The 22,042-nt window shown below is 61.1% G+C and carries 19 protein-coding genes; 12 read left to right on the top strand and 7 right to left on the bottom strand.

Going from position 1 to position 22,042, the window contains the following annotated elements; genetic code table 11:
* Positions 1-168: 168 nt before the first annotated feature.
* From DXT77_RS20190 to DXT77_RS20180, 3 genes are all read right to left on the bottom strand, one after another.
* Entirely contained in the window at positions 169-810 is a 642-nt protein-coding gene (locus DXT77_RS20190) for an oxidoreductase (RefSeq protein WP_119428903.1), read from the bottom strand.
* A gap of 27 nt (positions 811-837) precedes the next feature.
* Positions 838-2,565 carry a C13 family peptidase gene (locus DXT77_RS20185; protein WP_119428902.1) on the bottom strand — a complete coding sequence of 576 codons (1,728 nt, stop codon included), beginning with the start codon at positions 2,563-2,565 and terminating at the stop codon, positions 838-840.
* A gap of 110 nt (positions 2,566-2,675) precedes the next feature.
* A complete protein-coding gene (locus DXT77_RS20180) occupies positions 2,676-3,131 on the bottom strand; it encodes a MaoC family dehydratase (RefSeq protein WP_007909575.1) in 456 nt (151 codons plus the stop codon).
* Positions 3,132-3,324: 193 nt separating this feature from the next.
* Here DXT77_RS20180 and DXT77_RS20175 point away from each other — a divergent pair, with 193 nt between their 5' ends.
* The 3 genes from DXT77_RS20175 to DXT77_RS20165 are packed head-to-tail and all read left to right on the top strand — an operon-like array spanning position 3,325 to position 5,004.
* The gene (locus tag DXT77_RS20175; protein ID WP_119428901.1) at positions 3,325-3,687 is read left to right on the top strand and encodes a CidA/LrgA family protein; all 363 of its coding nucleotides are present in this window, start codon (positions 3,325-3,327) and stop codon (positions 3,685-3,687) included.
* The gene (locus DXT77_RS20170) at positions 3,687-4,403 is read left to right on the top strand and encodes an LrgB family protein (protein ID WP_119428900.1); all 717 of its coding nucleotides are present in this window, start codon (positions 3,687-3,689) and stop codon (positions 4,401-4,403) included. Before DXT77_RS20175 ends, DXT77_RS20170 begins: the two co-directional genes overlap by 1 nt.
* A 10-nt stretch (positions 4,404-4,413) precedes the next feature.
* Positions 4,414-5,004 carry an LON peptidase substrate-binding domain-containing protein gene (locus tag DXT77_RS20165; protein WP_119428899.1) on the top strand — a complete coding sequence of 197 codons (591 nt, stop codon included), beginning with the start codon at positions 4,414-4,416 and terminating at the stop codon, positions 5,002-5,004.
* Positions 5,005-5,010: 6 nt separating this feature from the next.
* On the opposite strand, the gene DXT77_RS20160 is transcribed toward DXT77_RS20165, so the two are convergent.
* The 4 genes from DXT77_RS20160 to DXT77_RS20145 form a co-directional block, all read right to left on the bottom strand.
* Positions 5,011-6,717, bottom strand: coding sequence for a hypothetical protein (locus tag DXT77_RS20160; protein WP_119428898.1), 1,707 nt, complete (start codon positions 6,715-6,717; stop codon positions 5,011-5,013).
* A 3-nt stretch (positions 6,718-6,720) separates the two neighbouring features.
* Positions 6,721-10,167, bottom strand: a complete 3,447-nt coding sequence (locus DXT77_RS20155; RefSeq protein ID WP_119428897.1) for a calcium-binding protein — start codon at positions 10,165-10,167, stop codon at positions 6,721-6,723.
* A gap of 139 nt (positions 10,168-10,306) precedes the next feature.
* Positions 10,307-11,623 (bottom strand): bifunctional DedA family/phosphatase PAP2 family protein, encoded by a 1,317-nt coding sequence (locus DXT77_RS20150; RefSeq protein WP_119428896.1) that lies wholly within the window; start codon positions 11,621-11,623, stop codon positions 10,307-10,309.
* 54 nt (positions 11,624-11,677) lie between these two features.
* The gene (locus DXT77_RS20145) at positions 11,678-12,373 is read right to left on the bottom strand and encodes a DNA-3-methyladenine glycosylase (RefSeq protein ID WP_119428895.1); all 696 of its coding nucleotides are present in this window, start codon (positions 12,371-12,373) and stop codon (positions 11,678-11,680) included.
* Positions 12,374-12,550: 177 nt separating this feature from the next.
* On the opposite strand from DXT77_RS20145, the gene DXT77_RS20140 reads away from it, so the two are divergent.
* The 9 genes from DXT77_RS20140 (at position 12,551) to DXT77_RS20100 (ending at position 21,982) form a co-directional block, all read left to right on the top strand.
* The gene (locus tag DXT77_RS20140; RefSeq protein WP_119428894.1) at positions 12,551-13,822 is read left to right on the top strand and encodes a glutamate-5-semialdehyde dehydrogenase; all 1,272 of its coding nucleotides are present in this window, start codon (positions 12,551-12,553) and stop codon (positions 13,820-13,822) included.
* Complete coding sequence (nadD, locus tag DXT77_RS20135) at positions 13,791-14,513, top strand: nicotinate-nucleotide adenylyltransferase (protein WP_085712285.1); 723 nt, start codon at positions 13,791-13,793, stop codon at positions 14,511-14,513. Before DXT77_RS20140 ends, nadD begins: the two co-directional genes overlap by 32 nt.
* A 70-nt stretch (positions 14,514-14,583) precedes the next feature.
* Complete coding sequence (gene rsfS / locus DXT77_RS20130; RefSeq protein ID WP_085712284.1) at positions 14,584-15,078, top strand: ribosome silencing factor; 495 nt, start codon at positions 14,584-14,586, stop codon at positions 15,076-15,078.
* Between the two features lie 10 nt (positions 15,079-15,088).
* Entirely contained in the window at positions 15,089-15,556 is a 468-nt protein-coding gene (gene rlmH / locus DXT77_RS20125) for a 23S rRNA (pseudouridine(1915)-N(3))-methyltransferase RlmH (protein WP_011063671.1), read from the top strand.
* 10 nt (positions 15,557-15,566) lie between these two features.
* Complete coding sequence (mrdA, locus tag DXT77_RS20120; protein ID WP_119428893.1) at positions 15,567-17,462, top strand: penicillin-binding protein 2; 1,896 nt, start codon at positions 15,567-15,569, stop codon at positions 17,460-17,462.
* A 31-nt stretch (positions 17,463-17,493) separates the two neighbouring features.
* On the top strand, positions 17,494-18,597 hold the full coding sequence (gene rodA / locus DXT77_RS20115; RefSeq protein WP_085712360.1) for a rod shape-determining protein RodA: 1,104 nt from the start codon (positions 17,494-17,496) through the stop codon (positions 18,595-18,597).
* Positions 18,598-18,614: 17 nt separating this feature from the next.
* Positions 18,615-19,625: a lytic murein transglycosylase B gene (gene mltB / locus DXT77_RS20110; protein ID WP_085712282.1), complete on the top strand. Its 1,011-nt coding sequence runs from the start codon at positions 18,615-18,617 to the stop codon at positions 19,623-19,625.
* Positions 19,625-20,635: a septal ring lytic transglycosylase RlpA family protein gene (locus DXT77_RS20105; RefSeq protein WP_085732950.1), complete on the top strand. Its 1,011-nt coding sequence runs from the start codon at positions 19,625-19,627 to the stop codon at positions 20,633-20,635. Before mltB ends, DXT77_RS20105 begins: the two co-directional genes overlap by 1 nt.
* A gap of 189 nt (positions 20,636-20,824) precedes the next feature.
* The gene (locus DXT77_RS20100; RefSeq protein ID WP_065259591.1) at positions 20,825-21,982 is read left to right on the top strand and encodes a D-alanyl-D-alanine carboxypeptidase family protein; all 1,158 of its coding nucleotides are present in this window, start codon (positions 20,825-20,827) and stop codon (positions 21,980-21,982) included.
* The last annotated feature ends 60 nt before the right edge of the window (positions 21,983-22,042 follow it).

Below are 22,042 nucleotides of genomic sequence, written 5' to 3'. Positions count from 1 at the left end.
CCGGAGGGCACGTTATCCATGGAAGGGGCGGGGAATGAGGTAAATAGATAGGACGTGCTGACTGATTCGATTCAGTTTATCTCGGTTGCCCTGCAGTTCAACGCAAGATCCCTGGCCTCTATGGCAAATGACCGAGCGGATCTGCGTCGAACAGATTGGCAGGATTGCTTACTTGCCGAGCTTTCTCAATTCGTCGGATTCCACGATCCGCACCCCGTCCTGCTCCTCAAGTGCCAGGCGCCACATGGCCCGGGCCAGCTGGCAGGCTTCGATGCCACGGTACTTGCCGGGAATCAGTTTCGAGAACGGCGCGGCAAGCTGCTCGCCCAGGCGCGGCTCGCTGCGTTCGCCAAGCAGCAGTGACGGCCGGCAGATGGTCAGTTGCGGCCAATCCTGCGCGCGCAAGGCGTGTTCCATCTCGCCTTTGACCTTGTTGTAGAAAATCGAGGATCGGCGATCGGCCCCCAGGGCACTGATCACGATCAGGTGCCTTGCGCCCATTTCCCGTGCGCGTTTGGCGAACGCCACTACCATGTCCAGATCCACGGCGCGAAACGCCTCTTCGGAGCCGGCCTGCTTGATGGTGGTGCCGAGGCAGCAGTAGGCAATGTCGACCCGGCCGGCCAGTTGCGGCAAGAAGGTCTGTGGATCGCCGACCGGGTTTTCCAGATGTGGATGTTCGGCCAGCGGCCGGCGTGAAGGGGCCAGGACACGGGTAATCGTCGGCTCGTTGAGCAAACGGTCGAGCAGATGTTCACCGGTCAGCCCGGTGGCTCCGGCAAGCAAGACATGCTGAGGCGTCAAGTACATAGTGTCTCTCCCTTGATACTGTTCAGCTTAGTTGCTCTTTATCGCTCCGTCGTTCAACGCAGCACTTTGCAACGCTTTTCTCGCCTGTTGTTTGCGCAGCAGTTGCCAGTGCGCGAGCACGGTTTTCGGTGCCCAGATCTGCGGTTCCGAGGCTTCGAAGTTGTCCGCCAGCTCGCGCTCGGCAACGGTGGCTTTGGCCAGTTTGAAGGCTTGCTCCAGATCGTCGGTCTGGTTCAGCGCCTGGGCAAACAAGGCATCGCCGAAATAGGTGAAGTTGGCCTCCTCGGAGCAGCCGAACGACACGCGGTCGGCGCGCGAGGCGGTCATGATCAGTGTGCGTTCGTCTTTAAGTGCCGGAATGAAACCACCGGAATAGCACGAGGAGATGACAATGATCTTGTCGCGGTTCTTCAGCGGTGCGAGCACGGCGGCGAGCTCGTCGGCGGGCAGGTCGGCCAGTTCCATGCGTGGCTGATCCAGCACCAGTTCGTGTTCGGCGGTGCCGTGGCTGGTCAGGTAGATGAACACCAGGTCTTCCGGGCCGCTGCGTTCGGCCAGGGTCAGGGCGGCGCGGCGCAGGTTTTCACGGGTGGCCATCGGCCGGTCGCCGAGGTGGTCGCGGTGATTGACCAGGCGAATCTGGCCAACGGCACCGAAACGGCTGGCGAGCATGTTGGCCACGTAATCGGATTCGCGCAGGAACACGCTTTGCTTGCCGTCGCCGCCGAGGGTCAGGGTGTACAACTCCACCGCCGGGGTCGAGGCCGGCACATTGGCCAGCGCTTCGTCGAGCAGACGGCCCTGGGCCAGCAGGCCAAGTTCGAGGGTGTCTGGCAGCAATTTACCGTCGGCATCACGCACGCGCTGGCCGTTGATCCAGGTGCCGCTGAGCACGGTGCCGTCGGTCAGCACCAGGGTGCCCCGGCCTGTGTAGCTGTCGCTGTCGAACCCGCCGATGTAGAAACTGCCGTCGGACAGGTTCAAGCGGCCCTGGCCACTGAAACGCCAGTCGTTGAAGTAGCCGATGTAATGACTGCCGTCGGCGCCGATCAGTTCGCCTTTGCCGGTCAGTGCGCCTTCCTTGAACTGTCCGAGCCAGACATCGCCGTCAGCATTTTCGTAGCGGCCCTTGCCGTGCAGTTGATTGTTCTTGAAGCCGCCGACATAGATGTCGCCGTCGGCGCTGTTGAAGGTGCCGTTGCCTTCGAGCTGGCCATTGATGAAATGGCCGCTGAACTGATTGCCGCTGGCGTCGCCGCGCTGGCCTTCACCGTTGGGTTTGCCGTGGGCGAACTGGCCCTGATAGGAACTGCCGTCGTCCAGTTCCAGACGACCCAGTCCGGAATACTGGTCGTCCTTGAATTCGCCGCGATAGGTCATCGCGTTTTCCTTGAGGGTGCCTTCGCCCTCGCGCCGGCCCAGTTTGAAGCCGCCGGTGTAGCTGCCGCCGTGGGTGGTCAGTGTGCCCTGGCCGTCGAACAGGCCTTGCTGGAAATTGCCGCGATAGACCTCGCCATTGCTGCCGTGCCATTCGCCCTGGCCATGCCACTGGCCCTTGTCGAACTCGCCCGCGTACCAGCTGCCGTTGGGGTAGTCGACCCGGCCCTGGCCTTGCAGCAGGCCGTTGACCAGTTCGCCGCGATAGCGTCCGCCGTCGGGCAGGCGTGCGTCCGGGGGCAGCAGCGATTCGCCGTCGCCGCAAGCGGAAAGCATCAGGGTCAGGGCAAGCGGTGCAAGAGCAGCAAGTTGGCGCATAGCAGGATCCGGGCAATTAGGCGACCGAGTATGCCGTAGCTATGTGACCTTATACAGCCGGCAGAGAGGAGTGGATGCGAAACCGCGTGAGCCGTTTCGCATCCCGGCACTCAGACGAAGCAGAGTGACAGCGGTTCGGCGATGTAGGCCGGTTTGTCCGAGCCTTCGATCTCCAGGGTGGCGGTGGCCTTGAGCAGCCACTGGCCAGGTTTTTTCTCGGTCACTTCACCGAGGTCGACCTTGAGCCGGACCTTCGAATTGACCTTGACCGGCTGGATGAAGCGCACGCTGTCCAGGCCGTAGTTGACCACCATCTTCACGCCTTGCGGCAGGATCAGGATGTCTTCCATCAGTTTGGGGATCAGCGACAACGACAGGAAACCGTGTGCAATGGTGCTGCCAAATGGCGTTTGCGCGGCTTTGACCGGGTCGACATGGATGAACTGATAATCCCCGGTGGCTTCGGCGAACAGGTTGATTCGCTCCTGATCGATAGTGAGCCATTCGGAACGTCCGAGTTCCTTGCCGACATAATCTTTGAGCTCTGCAACTGGAACATAGGGCATTGAGACTCTCCTTGGGTTCATCGGTTTTATAGTTTTTCAGGTGGGGGATTTGACCGCCCTGCGAACCACTGTAGATCATCATGGCGATTTGCTCAGGTCAACCGACCATGCTTTTGGCGAATGCCGATCCATAGCGCAGGCGTGCTTATAATGCCGACGACTCGCGGGTTGGAAAGTAAGACGGAGATGACGGATGTTGCTACGCGGCCTGACCATGCTGGTGCTGTTTCAATTGCTCGGCACGGCCCTCAATCATTTGCTGTTGCCGGTGCTGCCGGGGCCGATCATCGGCCTATTGCTGTTGCTGGTATTTCTGATCGTGCGCGGTGAAGTCGGCGAGCCGCTGAGTCTCGCCGCCGGCAGTCTGTTGCGGTATCTGCCGTTGCTGCTGGTACCGCCGGCGGTGGGCGTGATGGTCTACGCCACGGCGATTGCCGCGGATTTCTGGGCCATCGTCGGTGCGCTGGTGGTCTCGCTGATTCTGTCCATGGCCTTCGCCGGCGTGCTGATGCAGCGCCTGGTCAAGCGTCACGCACCGCATTCGGAGGAATCCTGATGCTGTTCGACTGGCAAGGTGCCTGGGCTTCGGTGATTCACCATCCGCTGTTCGGCATCGGCATCACCCTGGGGGCTTATCAACTGGTGCTGGCGGCGTTCGAGAAAACCCGCTGGATTTTCCTGCAACCGGTGCTGGTTTCAATGTTGCTGGTGATCGGTGTGCTGGTCGGTTGCGGCCTGACTTACGTCGAGTACCGCAAGAGCACCGAGATCCTCAGCATTCTGCTGGGCCCGGCGACCGTCGCACTGGCGGTGCCGCTGTATCTGAATCTGCGGCGCATCCGCCAATTGTTCTGGCCGATTTTTACTACGCTGGTGATAGGCGGGGTGGTCGCCACGGGCATGGGCGTGGCGCTGGGCTGGTGGTTCGGTGCCGATCACATGATCCTGATGACCATGGCGCCCAAGTCGGTGACATCGCCGATTGCCATGCTGGTGGCCGAGCAGATCGGTGGCGTCGCGGCGCTGGCGGCCGTGTTCGTGCTGATCACCGGGGTGATCGGCGCGATCTTCGGTCCGGCGCTGCTGAACCGTCTGGGTGTGCACAGCCCGGAGGCGCGGGGCATGGCGCTGGGCATGACCGCGCATGCGGTCGGTACGTCGGTGGCGTTGCAGGAAGGTGACGAGTGCGGCGCCTTCGCGGCACTGGCAATGAGTCTGATGGGCGTGGCCACGGCGGTGTTCCTGCCGTTGGCGGTGTCGATGGTGGTGTAAGGAAATGTCTATGAGTCTGCCGCTTTTTCCGCTGAACACGGTGCTGTTTCCCGGCTGCAATCTGGATTTGCAGATCTTCGAAGCGCGCTATCTGGACATGATCGGCCGCTGCATGAAACAGGGCGGTGGTTTCGGTGTGGTGTGCATCCTCGAAGGCCATGAGGTCGGCGCCGCCCCCGAAGGTTTCGCCATGGTCGGTTGCGAAGCGCGGATCACTGATTTCCAGCAGCAGGACAACGGGCTGTTGGGCATTCGGGTGCAGGGCGGGCGTCGGTTCATCGTACAGCGCACTGAAGTGCAGCGTGATCAACTGATCGTCGCCGAGGTCGAGTGGCTGGACGAAGAACCCGAGCAACCCTTGCAGGATGAAGATGCCGATCTGGTGGCCTTGCTCAAGGCCCTCGCCGAACACCCGATGGTCGAGGCGCTGAACATGGGCATCGAGGCGGCAGGGCAGCAATCGCTGGCCAATCAGTTGGCGTACCTGTTGCCGTTCGCCGAAGAAGACAAGATCGACCTGCTGCAACTCGATGACCCACAGCAGCGACTGGATGCGATCCAGGCGCTGCTCGATGAGTTGCAGGGCGAACTGTTCGCCTAGAGCGGCTTATTCGGGCCAGACGATATCGTTGGCGAACCACTCCTTGCCCCTGTCCAGTGTCAGGATCGGCTTGCCTGCCAGGGCAACCTTGTCGATCAGGGCGTCATATTGATATCGGTTGTCGGCGCCATGGTGGGTCCGTTCCTCGATGTCCATTCGTGATTGATAACCTGCCTCGTAGGCAATGTCGTCGACTTTCGCCGCGCGAGAGCGGGTGGAGTCGAGCAGCCAGAGGCGTTCCGATTCGATGCCCCGTTTTGACGTTGAAATCAGTGCTTCGAGTTCATCTTCGGGAAACCACGCTCCCTTGTCTCGGGCGGCGGTATTGAGAAGATGGTTCTCTTCCCCCAGGACGATTTCCATCTTTCGTGTGTCGATGACGTAGGTGAATATGACCTGCTGATCATGCCGGATGGTTTCGTAATTTCGTTCGGAGTCCAGTTCCACATCCGAAGCATCGGACCAATCGTTATCGGACTCACCTGATTCGTTGTCCGGTTCGCCGGGCTTGCGTCCGGGGTATTTGTTTTTCTGGTTGTTGTAGCGCAGGTATTCAGGATCGGGCGAGTCAGTGCCTCTGCCGGCATATTGATGAACCAGTTTGAGGCTGACGGTGGCACTGATCGGTTTCTCGGTCGTTGCTCCGCGAGGATGTTTTAACCGCGGCAACATCCGGCCATCGTTGTAGAACTCGAACGGCGTGCGCTCGTCGGCTCTGAACAGGGCCGGGATGTCTGTCCGGAACAAACAGTCGCTGGCGTTGCGCAGATAACCCAGTTTTGCCAGGAACCCGTCGAGGAATTCGCGGCTGACACTCTCACTGAAACCGCCATAGTCACCGAGGCGACTGATCAACAACTTGCCGTTCCTGAGCGGCAGGAGCAAAGGTTCTATTTCTTCATGCAAAGCGTCGAAGCGTGAAGGATTACTGGCATCGAGGGAGCGTGTCCTGTGCTGCGTTACCCATTCGGGAAGTGCTGAAGGATTGACGATCAGGTCGTCGCGCAATCGGATGTGTTGAAGGGGTGAGAGGTTGCAGGAGCGCAATTCCATGATTCGCTCACCGTGGGTCAAATGTGGATAAAGCTGTGCGAAATACGTACTCAGCAATTCCGACGTGGCCATTTTCAAGTGTGCGGGCATCGATGTGATTCGCGGCTGTCTTGCGGGCACCGCCGATGCCCCGCCAGAGTTGTCTGCATTCGGCCGTTTGAGCGGATTGCCTGTACTGCTCTGTCGAGCAGGGCTCCAGGTCGACTCACCGGCATTCCTGAAAAGCGCAGGCCCCGGCGCAAGCTTTTTGTACAGATCCATTGCCCGATAGGTACCCAGGCTCATATCGAACTCCACGTACACCGTGCCGACATCTTTCACATCGACGAACTTGCGTCCGACCACATAACGCAAGCCTTCCTCATCGGCCGCTTGCATATTGCGCAGCAAGCCGGGGTTCAGCAGATAGCTGCTCAGCGTGGTTGCCGGTTCCCGTGACAGGCCGGGCAAGTCCGTGACTTCGACTCTTGACGGGCCGGGTATCGCTGCGGGTGTCTGACCATGGCCCGGGTTTCGAGGGTTCGATATCGGTGGGTCGGGGAGTGATTGATGTGTCTGTGGATCCTGGATCTGTGGTCGCAACCGGGAAGGCTGGACCGATGGTTCGGCAGGCGTGCCGAACCGGGGCGGAGTTGGCAGTGAGGGCGTTTTGGGACGCATGGGTCATTCCTTGACGATGGTCAGATGTTCGATCGGGATTGGGCGGGACGGGGTGTTTTCGAGTCTCCAGCTGTTGCTGAGGACGTTGTAGAAAATCCTCCCGGGAGTGGCGTCGAGAAGGCGAATGTTCAGAACCGGTACATCAGTGACTTCCAGCTCTGCGCGATGGTGGTGATCGCGGAGGTCCAGAATCAATGCCTGAATCGTTGGATAGCCTCGTGCATCGACGACGCAGAGCCCGATCATTTCAAACAGGGAGTTGATCCGGTAACGGTTTCCTGAATGGACCACGACATCGATGGTTTCCAGCGGCAGCTCTGGATTGCTGCTGTCCGGCAGATGAACATGGATGCTGCCGATTTTGAGTAGATCGTCCTTGATGGAGAGATCGCCGGGGCTGATCCGCTCCTGCAGATGACGGGTGTGAATGAGCCAGGTAGAGGAACCCGAAATGATGGCGTCCGCTTGAGCAGTAGATAGCCGCATGGAAACAGCTCTGGCGGGATACAGCTCATAGGTTGCGGATCGCCCCTCCAGCCAGTAGCTGGTGTTGTGCTCGTCAGCCTGAAAATCCACTCGCTGCGGAGTCGCCTTCAGGGTGCGCTTCGTGATGCCGGGCTTGAGGAATGTGTATCGGCCCGCGCGTTCGCGCAGCGAGGCACGGCTTTGAATAACGGTATAGCCGGTCTTTTTTGCATCATCGATATACGAGTTGCGCGGAAAGTCGAGGTGGTAGGAGACACCGTCGCGCATCACCAGAATGACCGGATGATTTGCCTCCCAGCCCGAAGCGATGATGCCGCCGCCCCTGTCGGTTTTCTTGCCGGGTCTTTCTTTCATGATTCCGTGCAGGGAAAGCAGACCTGACGGGTGATTGAAAGTGATGGTGAAGTGGACATCCTTGTAGCCAAGAAACGTGAACGCACCTGTCTCGGTTTTTGAAACGGTGTAGATGGCCCTGACTTCATTGATTTCGGTGCTGTCATGCTCAACGTAGATCGTACTGGACGCGGCCTGATCGTTTTGCGTGGCTATCAGCGTCGAATGACGTGTCTGACGGGAAATGAAGTAGGACGAATGTGCGTTTTTCGAAATTCTGCAGGGATAGTCATTGACCGGGGCGGGGGAAGTCCTGCTCATGCCGACTGTCAGGACAGTGACGCTGAGCGTCAGCTCGCCAGTTCCCACGATGTTGGCAGGCCATATCGGTTGCAGGTGGAAACCGTCCTGGGTAATGAACACCCATTTGTCATTGTGCAGTGAGCGTTTGCGACCGACTGTCCGGTAGACCGCTTCAAGCACCAGTTCCCGTCGTGGAGTTCCGGGTGAATCGTCGCGCAGCGATTCGACCACCAGCGCATCATCGCGCAAGTACCAGCGCTGGATGGCTTCAAGCGTCACGCCCAGATAGACCGTGCTCGTCTCTGCACCGTCATCGGTGATGGATACGGTACGGCACATCGGGTCGAGAATATAGATGTCGTTACCCGGCCCCCCGACGACGGATACGTGGATGCCGCGAACGGAAATCCGGTCATCTCCCGCACCGGCGTCAACGTGGTCGTCACCATTGGCGGAAATGATGTCCGCCTGATTGGAACCCGTCACGCGATTGGCCGCACCGGCGAGCGTCTCGACCTTTTCGATGGACTTGAGCGTCGAGTGCAGCACAGGTCCCCGCGCCGGGTTCGCGGGACGCAACATCAGCGTGCCTTTCTTCAGGTCAATGTCATAACCGAGATGGCGCGGTGGATCGGGAATGTGATCGAGATGCCTGTGCGTGCCTTGCAGCCATAGCAGATCGATACCGTCCCCTCCTGACAGCTCGCTGACCTTGATCGGGTCGAGCGAGAGCGATTCGCAAGCCGACTGAAAGAGAAACGAATCATCCCTCTCGCCGCCTTCGAGGACTTTCCTTCCCGTGCCATAGCTGAAGAAGTTGGTTTTGTTCCGTACGCCTTGCACGGTGTCATTGCCTGCACCGAGGCTCCAGAAAACGCCTTTGGCCGGATCGGTTTTTGTTTTGGCAATGATGGCGTCCGAGGTCGGCAGGCCATCCCTTGCGTCATAACTGTCATCGGTGTCACTGATGGCCGGCCGGTCTTCGGTGACGTACGGGGTTTCGCCACGGGATTCATCCCACTGAAAGCGATAGAGGCGAGTGGGCTGCATCTTCACCTCGAACCGGCCATTGACGATTACGTCGATACTCTCCTTGAATTCATTGTCCAGCCAGCCAAGGCTGCGGGTCTTCAGGGCTTTGGCGTAGTCCGCAGTGGTTTTGGCGACCAGGTAGCGATCCATCAGCGGCTTGTCCTGGGCCTGACCGGTGAACGCAAACCAGCCAGCACGCCAGCGCTCGTTCACGGTCAGTTCGATGTAATCGTCAATGTCGTCGACCGCCCGGACGGCGCCATAGATCTTCGCCCCGACGATCATGATTGCGGCAGCGGCGATACCCACCGGGCCTGCTGCCTGAAATCCCGCCAAAGCTGCACACCCGAGAGCCAGTGAGAGTACGCCGCTGAATACACTCAGCCCGCCGGTGACATACAGGTCCTGCGCTTCCTTGCCCTGGGCCTTGGCCGCATCGTTGAAGGATTTGATGGCGGTGTAGATATCGAAGGGCAGCGTCAGCACGCTGGCGATCAACCCGGCTCCGCGACACAGCCACTTGCCCATGGAAGTCTGGCCGAATTGTTCGAAGGCCATGGAGCCCTGGCGGATCATATGTTCGCCGGTCTTGCTCAGGGCGTACTCGACCCCCAGTGAAGTGATTTCCGAGAGGCCTCCGCCAACGTTGATCAGCGCTTCAGCCGTGTCACCTTTCTTCAGCGCGTCGATGGCGCCGATGTAAGCGCTGTAGAGTCCGTACGCCTGCATCCCGACGCCCATGCTGGCCATCCCGCGGCTTTTGGTTTTATCGACCCAGTCCGGCAGGTGTTCGGGCAACGGGTCTCGGCGAATGTCCAGGCGTTGGGTGGCGTTCAGCAGGTGGTTGATCTTGTTCATGGCCTCAGCGAATTCGCCGGTGGATTTCTCTCGCATGAGCGGTGGGGCGTCGGGGGAGCGCTGAGTGACGATTTCGTACAGCAGGGGCGGGATCTGAGCGTTTTCCGGTGAGGGAACGGATCTCATGCGCTGTTCGATCTGAGCCGTATCGAACTCCAGTGCATCGATGAACGCTTGGTCAGGTTCGGAAAAGTAGGTGTTGGTCGCCGAGAGGGTTTCCCCATCGATTCGGCCGCCCAAGGCCTGGAGCGTCTGGCGGCTGACGCTGAATTCTCCGATGCGCAGAGGGCCGAACAGGGTGTCGAGATCCGCAAGCCCGGGTTTTTGGCCCGAGGGCTGAAGGGGCGGTTCCGGGTGGATGTTCAGGTCGGATATTTTGATCGGAGCTGGCGGTCGGTCAGCCCGGGATAGATCGTTTGATTGATTCTTCAAAGTCATTGCTCTTTTCACAAGTCCGTTTGTGGTGCTGCTGCCGGAATGTGGCATGGGGCACGGACTTGTTCATGAGCATTTGCTTTGCCAAATGTTTGATGGCGCTCATCGGCGCCGGGTGCACCGATGAGCGTTGAGCGCGGACTCAGTAGGCATATCGCAACAAGGTATGTGGCAGATGCCGCAATACAAAGAAACCGAACAGGGCGAGCAGCGCCGGCAGAACCAGCCACCAGACTTTCTGCGGCATCGCTTCAAGGGGGGACTGGCGCTGAATCAGCCACAGGCTCGCTGCGCAGACACAGGCGGCGAGCATGGCACCGGCCAGGACATCCGTCGGCCAATGTGCCCCCAGATAGACCCGTGACAGCGCAATCGCCAGCGCCGGAATGCAGCCGATCAACAGCCAGGTCAGGCGCAGTCTTGGTGGTTGTCCACGTCCGGCCAGCACGGCGAGGGTCAGGAACAGTGCGAACGACCCGGACGCATGGCCACTGGGCATGCTGTAACTGGTGATCGGGTCGGTCAGCACTTCCGGGCGTACCCGGGCGAAAAACAGCTTGGTTCCGGTGTTGGCCAGCGCGGTGACGAGCAAGGTACTGCCGGCGAAGATCGCCTGGCGCCACTGGCGGCACAGCAGCAACAGGCCGGTCAGCAAAATGCTGAACACCAGCATGTTGCGGAATTCGCCGATCAGGGTGAAGACCACTGCGACTTCGTCGAGCACCGCGCTGCGGTGTTCCTGCACGAGGGTCATGACGCCCTGGTCCAGCGCGGTCAGGTACGGATAACCGATGAACAACGCGATCAGGATCAACAGGCTCATGCTACTGATCCAGATTGTCGCCCGGCGGTGACGGCGCAGACTGCTGTTGGCGCTCAGGCCGACCATCACTGCAATGCTGGCGGCGACGATCCCGGCCTGCAGCCAGAAACCTTCCGGCAATGGCAGACGAATCGCCGCCCCGGTGGCCCAGCCCGGCAGCAGGTAGGCGATGCTCCAGCCCGCCGCAGCCAGCAGACTGACGGCAACGAAGCGCGGGAAGGGCATGTCGCACATCCCGGCGACCATCGGCAACATCGGCCTCAGCGGACCGATGAAACGTCCGACCAGCAGGCTGGCGATACCGTAGCGCTGGAAGTAGGTTTCTGCGCCGGCCATCCATTCAGGGTGATGACGCAGGCCCGGCAGGCGCCGGATGTTCTGGTGGAAGTGGCGCCCGAGGAAATACGACACCAGGTCGCCGAGAATCCCGCCGAGAAAGCCCAGCAACAGGGTCTCGCTCAACGACAGCGCACCGCTGCCGGCAAGTGCCGCCACGGCGAACAGCAACACCGTGCCGGGAACGATGATCCCGGCAATCGCCAGACACTCGACGAATGCCACGACGAATACCGCAGCAGCCAGCCACTGCGGGTTGGCGGCCAGCCACCCGGTCACGCTATCGAGCCATGGGCCCATACAACACACTCCATTTCATTGATGTCCCTGGCCGGCGTAGCGCAGAGGGGAAATTCACAGCAGAAAATAATCGCGTCCTTCGACCTGACCCCGGCGCAGCGGGTTCCGGGTGCACCACTGGGCGTAGGCCGCATCGACGAAGCGATACATCAAATGCTCGTCGCGCCCATGGGGGATGCCCAGGCGGGTGGTCTGGATGATGTGGCCCGGCGCGGGGCCGGTGTCTTCCACCAGCAGGATTTCGTGGTCAAAACGCTTGGCGTCCCATACCGGCACCTTCAGCCCCAGTGCCTTGCACAACAGGGTCTGCCCGGCGCAGAGCTTTTGCGACGGTCGCGGGCGGCCCTGAGCGTCGGGATTGTTCAGCAGCATTTGCGCGAGGCTGGCCGGGCCGCTGATCTCGTCGACCCACGGATAGGCCGATTTGATCAGTACCGCATTGCCAGGACCCTGCGCGCTGAAGTTCAGCGAATCGCCGCCACGGGCGTAGTACATATAGATGTGGCCGCCATCCAGAAACAAAGCCTTACGCTTTTCCGTGTAGCCGAGGGAGGCGTGGCTGCCTTTTTCTTCGCAGTAATACGCTTCGGTTTCGATGATCCGGGCGCTGAGCCACAGGTCGCCGACCCGGTGACGGATGACTTTGCCCAGCAGATCGCGGGCCAGGACCTGGGCGTCGCGGTCGAAAAAAGCGTCCGGAAGGCCCAGCGGCAGGCGCTTGGCGCGGGCGCGAACGGTCAGGTTGGACATGGCAAACGGTGTTTATCCAGGCGAAAGAGGTCGTGATGATAACAATCCGAGCCTTAATTACGGCTGAACATCGGTAAATCGCCGTCCATTTCGACCATCCGCCCGTCACCGCTGTTAGTCCCGGGACGCGACAGCTATAATCTGCCGCTTTCCTCTTTGCCAAGACCCCAGCAGACCATGACTGAGTCCGTTCTTGACTACATGACCCGATTGGGTCGCGCCGCCCGCGAAGCTTCCCGGGTCATCGGCCGTGCCAGCACCGCGCAGAAAAACCGCGCCCTGCTGGCTGCCGCCAATGCGCTGGACGCCGCCCGCGCCGAGCTTGCGGCAGCCAATGAACAGGATCTGGCCGCCGGACGCGCCAACGGTCTGGAGCCTGCACTGCTGGAGCGCCTGGAACTGACCCCGGCCCGTATCGACGGCATGATCGTCGGTCTGCGCCAGGTGGCGGCGCTGCCGGATCCGGTCGGTGCGATCCGCGACATGAGCTTCCGTCCGTCGGGCATTCAGGTCGGCAAGATGCGCGTACCGCTGGGCGTGATCGGGATCATCTACGAATCCCGTCCGAACGTGACCATCGACGCCGCGAGCCTGTGCCTGAAGTCCGGTAACGCGACCATCCTGCGTGGCGGTTCCGAGGCGATTCACTCCAACCGCGCGATTGCCGCCTGCATCCAGCGTGGCCTGGCCGAAGCCGAATTGCCGGCCGCCGTGGTGCAAGTGGTGGAAACCACCGACCGCGCTGCCGTTGGCGCTTTGATCACCATGCCCGAGTACGTCGATGTGATCGTACCGCGCGGTGGCCGTGGTCTGATCGAACGCATCAGCCGTGACGCCCGGGTGCCGGTGATCAAGCATCTGGACGGCATCTGCCACGTCTATGTCAGCGAACACGCCGACCTGCCGAAAGCCCAGCGCATTGCCTTCAATGCCAAGACCTATCGTTATGGCATCTGCGGCGCGATGGAGACCCTGCTGGTCGATCAAAGTGTTGCGAAGGATTTCCTGCCGTCGATGGCCAGACAGTTCCGCGAAAAAGGCGTCGAGCTGCGTGGTTGCGAGCGCACCCGGGCGATCATCGAGGCGGTAGCGGCGACTGAAGAAGACTGGGGCACCGAGTATCTGGCGCCGATCCTGTCGATCCGCGTGGTCGACGGTCTGGACCAGGCCATCGAGCACATCAACCATTTCGGCTCTCACCACACCGACTCGATCGTCAGCGAAAACCTGGCCGACACCCGCCAGTTCGTGGCCGAAGTCGACTCGGCATCGGTGATGATCAACACCCCGACCTGCTTCGCCGATGGATTCGAATACGGATTGGGTGCCGAGATCGGCATTTCTACTGATAAGCTGCACGCCCGTGGCCCGGTGGGCCTCGAAGGACTGACCTGCGAGAAATACGTCGTGGTCGGTGATGGCCAGTTGCGCGGCCAGGCGACGGTCTGACTTGTCCGACCTCGACCCGAAAGCGCCGAAATCCGGCAGGAAGTCTCGCCCCAGACGCATTGGCGTTCTGGGCGGAACCTTCGATCCGGTGCATGTCGGCCATTTGCGCGGCGCGCTGGAAGTCGCCGATGCGCTGGCGCTCGATGAGCTGCGCATGATGCCCAGCGCCCGGCCGCCCCATCGCGATACCCCGCAGGTGTCGGCGCAGGATCGGCTGGCAATGGTTGAATGTGCGGTGGCCGGTGTGCCGCCGCTGGTGGTGGACGCCCGCGAATTGCAGCGGGACAAACCGTCCTGGACCATCGATACCCTGGAGTCGCTGCGTGCTGAACTGGCCGCCGAGACCCAGGTTTTTCTGCTTTTGGGCTGGGACGCATTTTGCGGCCTGCCCACTTGGCACCGCTGGGAGGAGTTGCTCCAGCATTGCCACATCCTGGTGCTACAGCGCCCGGACGCCGACAGCGAACCGCCGGATGCCTTGCGCAACCTGCTGGCAGCGCGTTCGGTGAGCGACCCGCTGGCCCTGAAAGGGCCGAGCGGACAGATTGCATTCGTCTGGCAGACACCGCTCGCGGTCTCCGCCACCCAGATCCGTCAACTGCTGGCCAGCGGTAAGTCGGTACGTTTCCTGGTGCCCGACGCGGTCCTGGCCTACATCGATGCGCACGGTCTGTACCGTGCGTCGAACTGAACAAGGCGTGCTCGAGTAACACGATCATCGTGGAACGAGCCGCCGAATACATGAGCAAAACGAGTTTTATATGACTGACAAAGACCAAACCAAAGTAAAGCGCAAAGGCACGTTCAAGAGCGCTCCGCTGCCGGAAGTCGCCAACACCAACGAGCCGCTGAAAGGCGACGAACTGGTCAAGGTGGCCGTGGCTGCCCTGGAAGACGTCAAGGCCCAGGACATCCAGATCATCGATGTGCGTGACAAGCAAAGCATCACTGACTACATGATCATCGCCACCGGTACGTCCAACCGCCAGATCAACGCGATGCTGGACAAGGTTCGCGAAGAAGTGAAAAAGCAGGGCGCCAAGCCGCTGGGCGAAGAAGGCAAGGGCGACAGCGACTGGGTGCTGCTGGACCTGGACCTGGTGATCGTACACATGATGACCGCCTCGGCCCGTCAGTTCTACGACCTGGAGCGCCTGTGGGCCGGTGCCGAGCAGAGCCGTGCGGCAGACGCCAAGCACCACAGCCCGGAAAACACCCACGAGCACTTCACCAAGCTCAACAAAGACCAGCTGTAAGGGAAGCGCTGTGCGACTGCGACTGATCGCCGTCGGTTCACGCATGCCCAAGTGGGTGGAAGAAGGCTGGCATGAATATGCCAAGCGTCTTCCGTCCGAGCTGGCGCTGGAACTGGTGGAAATTCCGCTCAATACCCGTGGCAAGAATGCCGACGTGGCCCGCTTCATCCGTCAGGAAGGCGAAGCCATGCTGGCCAAGGTCGGGCACAACGAGCGGATCGTCACCCTCGAAGTGCACGGCAAGCCCTGGAGCACCGAGCAGCTGGCGGTCGAACTCGACCGTTGGCGGCTGGACTCGCGCACGGTCAATTTCATGGTCGGCGGCCCGGAAGGGCTGGCGCCGGAAGTCTGTGCCCGCGCCGACCAGCGCTGGTCGTTGTCGCCGTTGACGCTGCCGCACCCGTTGGTGCGCATCCTCATCGGCGAGCAGTTGTATCGTGCCTGGACCGTGTTGTCCGGCCACCCTTACCACAAGTAATCCTGCCCTCATGTCCCAGCCGATCCGCATCAAGGACCACGAAAAAGACGCCCGCCTGGTGCGTAGCCGCGTCGTGTTCGGGGCCATTGCGGTGGTGCTGCTGATCTGTGTGCTGATTGCCCGGCTGTATTTCCTGCAGGTGATCCAGTACGAGTATCACTCGACCCTCTCGGAAAACAACCGCGTCCATGTCCAGCCGATCCCGCCGACCCGTGGCCTGATTTACGACCGCAACGGCGTGGTGGTGGCGGACAACCGTCCGAGCTTCAGCCTGAGCATGACCCGCGAGCGCTCCGGCGACTGGCAGCAGGTGCTGGACGTGATCGTCGAAGTGCTGGAGCTGACGCCGGAAGACCGGGTGATCTTCGAAAAACGCATGCGCCAGGGGCGTCGGCCGTTCGAGCCGGTGCCGATCCTGTTCGAGCTGACCGAAGAGCAGATCGCCCGGATCGCGGTGAACCAGTTCCGTCTGCCGGGCGTGGAAGTGGTCGCGCAACTGGTGCGTCACTACCCGCAGGGCGCGCATTTTGCGCACTCGGTGGGGTACATGGGGCGGATCAACGAGAAGGAGCTGAAGACCCTCGACCCGGTCAACTACAGCGGCACCCACCACATCGGCAAGACCGGCATCGAACGCTTCTACGAAGCCGAGCTGCACGGCCAGGTAGGTTACGAAGAGGTCGAGACCAACGCCCGGGGCCGTGTGCTGCGGGTACTCAAGCGTACCGATCCGGTGCCGGGCAAGGACATCGTCCTGAGCCTCGACATCAAATTGCAGGAAGCCGCCGAAGCCGCACTGGGCGGGCGACGCGGCGCAGTGGTGGCGCTGGACCCGAACACCGGTGAAGTGCTGGCGATGGTCAGCCAGCCGAGCTTCGACCCGAACCTGTTCGTCACCGGCATCAGCTTCAAGGCTTACGCCGAGCTGCGCGATTCCATCGACCGGCCGCTGTTCAACCGCGTGTTGCGCGGCCTGTACCCGCCGGGCTCGACGATCAAGCCGGCGGTGGCGATTGCCGGTCTGGACGCGGGCGTGGTGACGGCGTCGAGCCGGGTGTTCGACCCGGGTTACTACATGCTGCCCAACTACGATCACAAATACCGCAACTGGAACCGCACCGGGGACGGCTTCGTCGACCTCGACACGGCGATCATGCGGTCCAACGACACCTACTTCTATGACCTGGCGCACAAGCTGGGCATCGACCGGTTGTCGGCGTACATGAACAAGTTCGGCATCGGCCAGAAGGTCTCGCTGGACATGTTCGAAGAATCCCCCGGCCTGATGCCGTCCCGCGAATGGAAACGTGCCACCCGCAAGCAGGCATGGTTCCCGGGCGAGACCCTGATTCTCGGGATCGGCCAGGGCTACATGCAGTCGACCCCGCTGCAGCTGGCCCAAGCCACCGCGCTGGTGGCCAACAAGGGCGTGTGGAACCGTCCGCACCTGGCCAAAACCATCGAGGGCGAGAAGCCCAAGGATGAAAACCCGATGCCGGACATCGTCCTGCGCGATCCGTCGGACTGGACCAAGGTCAACCACGGCATGCAGCAGGTAATGCACGGCGCCCGGGGTACGGCGCGCAAGGCGTCGGTCGGCGCGCAATACCGGATCGCCGGCAAGTCGGGTACGGCCCAGGTGGTCGCGATCAAGCAAGGCGAGAAATACGACCGTTCCAAAGTGCAGGAGCGCCACCGCGACCACGCCCTGTTCGTCGGTTTTGCACCGGCCGACAACCCGAAAATCGTGGTGTCGGTGATGGTCGAGAACGGTGAGTCCGGTTCCGGCGTCGCAGCACCCGTGGTACGTCAGGTGATGGACGCCTGGCTGCTGGATCAGGACGGACGCTTGAAGGCCGAATACGCCAGCCCAATCAGTGCGGAGGCTACGGCCCGTGAAGAATAATTTCGATCGCATGCTCTCCAGCGAGGATGTGATGCGTCGCCGTGCGACGCTGTTGCAACGCCTGCATATCGACGGACCCTTGCTGGTCCTGCTGCTGATCCTCGCCGCCGGCAGCCTGTTCGTGCTGTATTCGGCCAGCGGCAAGAGCTGGGACCTGCTGGCCAAACAGGCCACGTCGTTCGGCATCGGCCTGGTGTCGATGATCGTCATCGCCCAGTTCGAACCGAGGTTCATGGCCCGTTGGGTGCCGCTCGGCTATGTGGTCGGGGTGGTGCTGCTGATGGTGGTGGACATCATGGGCCACAACGCCATGGGTGCGACCCGCTGGATCAACATTCCCGGGGTGATCCGCTTCCAGCCGTCGGAATTCATGAAGATCCTGATGCCGGCGACCATCGCCTGGTACCTGTCCAAGCGCACGCTGCCGCCGCAGCTCAAGCATGTCGGGATCAGCCTGATGTTGATCGGTGTGCCGTTCATTCTGATCGTGCGCCAGCCGGATCTGGGCACGTCGCTGCTGATTCTGGCCGGCGGTGCGTTCGTGCTGTTCATGGGCGGGTTGCGCTGGCGCTGGATCCTCAGCGTGCTGGCCGCCGCCGTGCCCGTGGCGATCGCCATGTGGTTCTTCATCATGCACGACTACCAGAAGCAGCGGATCCTGACCTTCCTCGACCCGGAAAGCGATCCGTTGGGCACCGGCTGGAACATCATTCAGTCGAAGGCCGCCATCGGTTCCGGTGGCGTGTTCGGCAAGGGCTGGCTGCTGGGCACCCAGTCGCACCTGGACTTCCTGCCGGAAAGCCACACCGACTTCATTATTGCGGTGCTGGGCGAAGAGTTCGGCCTGGTGGGCATTTGCGCGCTGCTGTTGATCTATCTGTTGTTGATCGGTCGCGGCCTGGTGATTACCGCCCAGGCGCAGACGCTGTTCGGCAAACTGCTCGCCGGCGCCTTGACCATGACGTTTTTTGTTTATGTTTTCGTCAACATCGGTATGGTCAGTGGCCTGTTGCCGGTGGTGGGGGTACCGTTGCCGTTCATTAGCTACGGCGGAACTTCGCTGGTGACGCTGCTGTCAGCGTTTGGGGTTTTGATGTCGATCCATACGCATCGCAAGTGGATCGCACAGGTTTGAATAAGGTGAAGATTTCAATGCAAGTAATGCGTGACTGGGCGACACGATACGCACCGTGGCTCGGCCTGGTAGGCATCCTTGGCAGCGCGCAGGAAGCGCTGGCCGGCGATTACGAAGGCTCGCCCCAGGTGGCCGAATTCGTCGGTGAAATGACCCGCGACTACGGTTTCGCCGGCGAGCAACTGATGGCGGTGTTCCGCGAGGCCCAGCGCAAGCAGGCGATTCTCGACGCGATTTCCAAACCCGCCGAACGGGTCAAGCAGTGGAAAGAATACCGGCCGATGTTCATCACCGACGCGCGTATCGCCCGGGGTGTGGACTTCTGGCGCCAGCACGAGGCGGTACTGGCCCGCGCCGAGCAGGAATACGGCGTTCCGGCCCAGGTGATCGTGTCGATCATCGGCGTCGAGACCTTTTTCGGACGTAATACCGGTAATTACCGGGTGATCGATGCCTTGTCCACGCTGGGTTTCGACTATCCTCCCCGTGCCGAATTTTTCCGCAAGGAACTGCGTGAGTTCCTGCTGCTGGCTCGCGAAGAACAGGTCGACCCGCTGACCCTCAAGGGCTCCTACGCCGGGGCGATGGGCCTGCCGCAGTTCATGCCGAGCAGTTTTCGCGCCTATGCGGTGGATTTCGACGGCGACGGCCACATCAATATCTGGAACAACCCGGATGATGCGATCGGCAGTGTCGCCAGCTACTTCAAGCGTCACGGCTGGGTGGCCGGCGAGCCGGTGGTCAGTCGTGCCGATGTGCGCGGCGAGCAGGTGGATGAGGGTTTGACCACCGGCATCGAGCCGACGAAAACCGTCGGGGAGTTGCGAGCGCTGGGCTGGTCAAGTCATGATGCGCTGCGCGATGATATGCCGGTTACTGCATTTCGCCTGGAAGGCGACAATGGCCCGGAATACTGGATGGGCCTGAAGAATTTCTACGCGATCACGCGTTATAACCGCAGCGTGATGTACGCCATGGCTGTACATCAACTGTCTGAAGAGCTGGTAAAAGCACGGGGCGTCAAGTAATGCAGGCATTGCCTATCAACAAACCCCTGAAGCTGGTGGCATTCGCTGCGTTGGCGGTGCTGGTCGCCAGTTGCTCGACCAGCCGGGCGCCGACCCAGAAATACGCCTCCAATACCGTTCGTGCCCAGCCGGGTCTGGACATCAACCGGGCCCACAAGGACGGTGCGCCATGGTGGGACGTCGATGTGTCGCGCATTCCGGACGCCACGCCGACTTTGCACACCGGACCGTACAAGGCCAACCCGTACACCGTGCTGGGCAAGACCTACTTCCCGTTGCAGGAGTCCAAGACCTACGTGGCCTCGGGCACCGCGTCCTGGTACGGCACCAAGTTCCACGGTCAGAACACCGCCAATGGCGAGGTCTATGACCTGTACGGCATGAGTGCCGCCCACAAGACCTTACCGCTGCCAAGTTACGTTCGGGTGACCAACCTGGACAACAACAAGAGCGTGATCCTGCGGGTCAACGACCGTGGGCCGTTCTATTCCGACCGGATCATCGACTTGTCCTACGCCGCCGCGAAAAAGCTCGGGTATGCCGAAATCGGCACCGCGCGAGTCAAGGTCGAGGGTATCGACCCGCAACAATGGTGGGCCGCCAAGGGCCGTCCGGCGCCTCTGATGCTCAACGAGCCGCAAGTCGCGCAGAATACTGCGCCGGTGATCACGGCCTCGGCCGGTACCATCGAGCAGTGGACTCCACCGCCGCAACAGCACGCCTCCGACACTGTACCTGTACAGATCGGCGCAAAAAAAAACGCTTCTGCACCAGCGTCTGGCCAGTATCTGCAGGTGGGCGCGTTCGCCAACCCGGACGCTGCAGAGCTCCTGAGGTCGAAGCTCAGCGGGATGGTGAGCGCTCCGGTGTTCATCAGCTCGATCGTGCGCAATCAGCAGACCCTGCACCGGGTACGTCTGGGACCGATCGGTTCGCCGGGTGAAATTGCCCAGGTGCAGAACAGCGTGCGCCTGGCCAACCTTGGTTCGCCAAGTGTGGTCACCGAGTAAGTAATACGTAGCACTTGATTGACGGTTCACCAGCGATTGGGGGGTGAATCAGGTTGTTGGCTCGTCGAAGAACAAAAGCCCGGCAAAGGGTGACTGGAGTGAGCAACTGAACACGCGATGACTCGTTAGAAAGTCATCTGATTAATTTTGCCCGCAAGGGCAGTTTCCATTAGCGATTTCGAGAGACGGATGAACATCACCACCTTTGCCAAACGCCTGTGTCTGCTAGTCCCGCTGCTCCTCTCGCCAGCCGCCTTCGCGGCCGAGATGATGCCGTCGCCACCTCAACTGGCCGCAAAAGCCTACGTGCTCATGGACGCCAGCAGCGGCAACGTGCTGGTGGAGAACAACGGTGACCAGCGTCTGCCACCGGCCAGCCTGACCAAGCTGATGACCGCGTACATTGCTACGCTGGAAATCCGTCGTGGCCAGATCGGTGAAAACGATCCGGTGACCGTCAGCGAAAACGCCTGGCGCACCGGCGGTTCGCGGATGTTCATCAAGGTCGGCTCGCAGGTGACTGTCAGCGACCTGCTGCACGGCATCATCATTCAGTCCGGCAACGACGCCAGCGTCGCGGTGGCCGAGCACATCGCCGGTAGCGAAGACGCCTTCGCCGACCTGATGAACAAGACTGTCGCCGATCTGGGCATGACCAATACCCACTTCATGAACCCGACCGGTCTGCCAAACCCTGAGCACTACTCGTCGGCTCACGACATGGCGATCCTGGCGCGTGCGATCATCCACGAAGACCCGGCTCACTACGCGATCTACTCGCAGAAAGAGTTCTTCTGGAACGGCATCAAGCAGCCTAACCGCAACCTGCTGCTGTGGCGCGACAAGACCGTCGACGGTCTGAAAACCGGTCACACCGACGAAGCCGGCTACTGCATGGTGTCCTCGGCCGTACGTGACGGCATGCGCCTGATCGCCGTGGTGTTCGGCACCAACAGCGAAGTGGCCCGTGCTGCTGAAACCCAGAAGCTGCTGACCTACGGTTTCCGTTTCTTCGAAACCCAGACCTTCTATCAGAAGGGCACCGAACTGGCTCAGGCCCCGGTGTGGAAAGGCACCACCAGCCAGGTCAAGGCCGGCCTGGCTGAAGATCTGACCATGACCCTGCCGAAAGGCCAGCTGAAGAAGCTCGCTGCCAGCATGACCATGAACCCGCAACTGACCGCGCCAATCGCCAAGGGCGACGTGATCGGTAAAGTCGAAGTGAAACTGGACGACAAGGTGGTGCACAGCGCCGACCTGATCGCCCTGGACGCTGTCGAGGAGGGTGGTATCTTCCGCCGCATGTGGGATAGCATCCGTCTATTCTTCTACGGCTTGTTCAACTGATTCGAGTTGACCTGCATGGCCCCGTTCCCGTCCGGAGCGGGGCCTTGTTCGTTACCGGGC

The organism is Pseudomonas sp. 91RF, from assembly GCF_003576265.1.
Taxonomy (GTDB): Bacteria; Pseudomonadota; Gammaproteobacteria; order Pseudomonadales; family Pseudomonadaceae; genus Aquipseudomonas; species Aquipseudomonas kribbensis.
Note: the sequence above shows the minus strand (reverse complement) of the source record. Positions and strands in the feature narration are given on the sequence as shown.

What these genes read in the sequence shown, in the direction of transcription:
- DXT77_RS20190 (WP_119428903.1), bottom strand. Translation starts at nt 810, where the DNA reads ATGTACTTGACGCCTCAGCATGTCTTGCTTGCCGGAGCCACCGGGCTG.
- DXT77_RS20185 (WP_119428902.1), bottom strand. Translation starts at nt 2,565, where the DNA reads ATGCGCCAACTTGCTGCTCTTGCACCGCTTGCCCTGACCCTGATGCTT.
- DXT77_RS20180 (WP_007909575.1), bottom strand. Translation starts at nt 3,131, where the DNA reads ATGCCCTATGTTCCAGTTGCAGAGCTCAAAGATTATGTCGGCAAGGAA.
- DXT77_RS20175 (WP_119428901.1), top strand. Translation starts at nt 3,325, where the DNA reads ATGTTGCTACGCGGCCTGACCATGCTGGTGCTGTTTCAATTGCTCGGC.
- DXT77_RS20170 (WP_119428900.1), top strand. Translation starts at nt 3,687, where the DNA reads ATGCTGTTCGACTGGCAAGGTGCCTGGGCTTCGGTGATTCACCATCCG.
- DXT77_RS20165 (WP_119428899.1), top strand. Translation starts at nt 4,414, where the DNA reads ATGAGTCTGCCGCTTTTTCCGCTGAACACGGTGCTGTTTCCCGGCTGC.
- DXT77_RS20160 (WP_119428898.1), bottom strand. Translation starts at nt 6,717, where the DNA reads ATGCGTCCCAAAACGCCCTCACTGCCAACTCCGCCCCGGTTCGGCACG.
- DXT77_RS20155 (WP_119428897.1), bottom strand. Translation starts at nt 10,167, where the DNA reads ATGACTTTGAAGAATCAATCAAACGATCTATCCCGGGCTGACCGACCG.
- DXT77_RS20150 (WP_119428896.1), bottom strand. Translation starts at nt 11,623, where the DNA reads ATGGGCCCATGGCTCGATAGCGTGACCGGGTGGCTGGCCGCCAACCCG.
- DXT77_RS20145 (WP_119428895.1), bottom strand. Translation starts at nt 12,373, where the DNA reads ATGTCCAACCTGACCGTTCGCGCCCGCGCCAAGCGCCTGCCGCTGGGC.
- DXT77_RS20140 (WP_119428894.1), top strand. Translation starts at nt 12,551, where the DNA reads ATGACTGAGTCCGTTCTTGACTACATGACCCGATTGGGTCGCGCCGCC.
- nadD (WP_085712285.1), top strand. Translation starts at nt 13,791, where the DNA reads ATGGCCAGTTGCGCGGCCAGGCGACGGTCTGACTTGTCCGACCTCGAC.
- rsfS (WP_085712284.1), top strand. Translation starts at nt 14,584, where the DNA reads ATGACTGACAAAGACCAAACCAAAGTAAAGCGCAAAGGCACGTTCAAG.
- mrdA (WP_119428893.1), top strand. Translation starts at nt 15,567, where the DNA reads ATGTCCCAGCCGATCCGCATCAAGGACCACGAAAAAGACGCCCGCCTG.
- rodA (WP_085712360.1), top strand. Translation starts at nt 17,494, where the DNA reads ATGCGTCGCCGTGCGACGCTGTTGCAACGCCTGCATATCGACGGACCC.
- mltB (WP_085712282.1), top strand. Translation starts at nt 18,615, where the DNA reads ATGCAAGTAATGCGTGACTGGGCGACACGATACGCACCGTGGCTCGGC.
- DXT77_RS20105 (WP_085732950.1), top strand. Translation starts at nt 19,625, where the DNA reads ATGCAGGCATTGCCTATCAACAAACCCCTGAAGCTGGTGGCATTCGCT.
- DXT77_RS20100 (WP_065259591.1), top strand. Translation starts at nt 20,825, where the DNA reads ATGAACATCACCACCTTTGCCAAACGCCTGTGTCTGCTAGTCCCGCTG.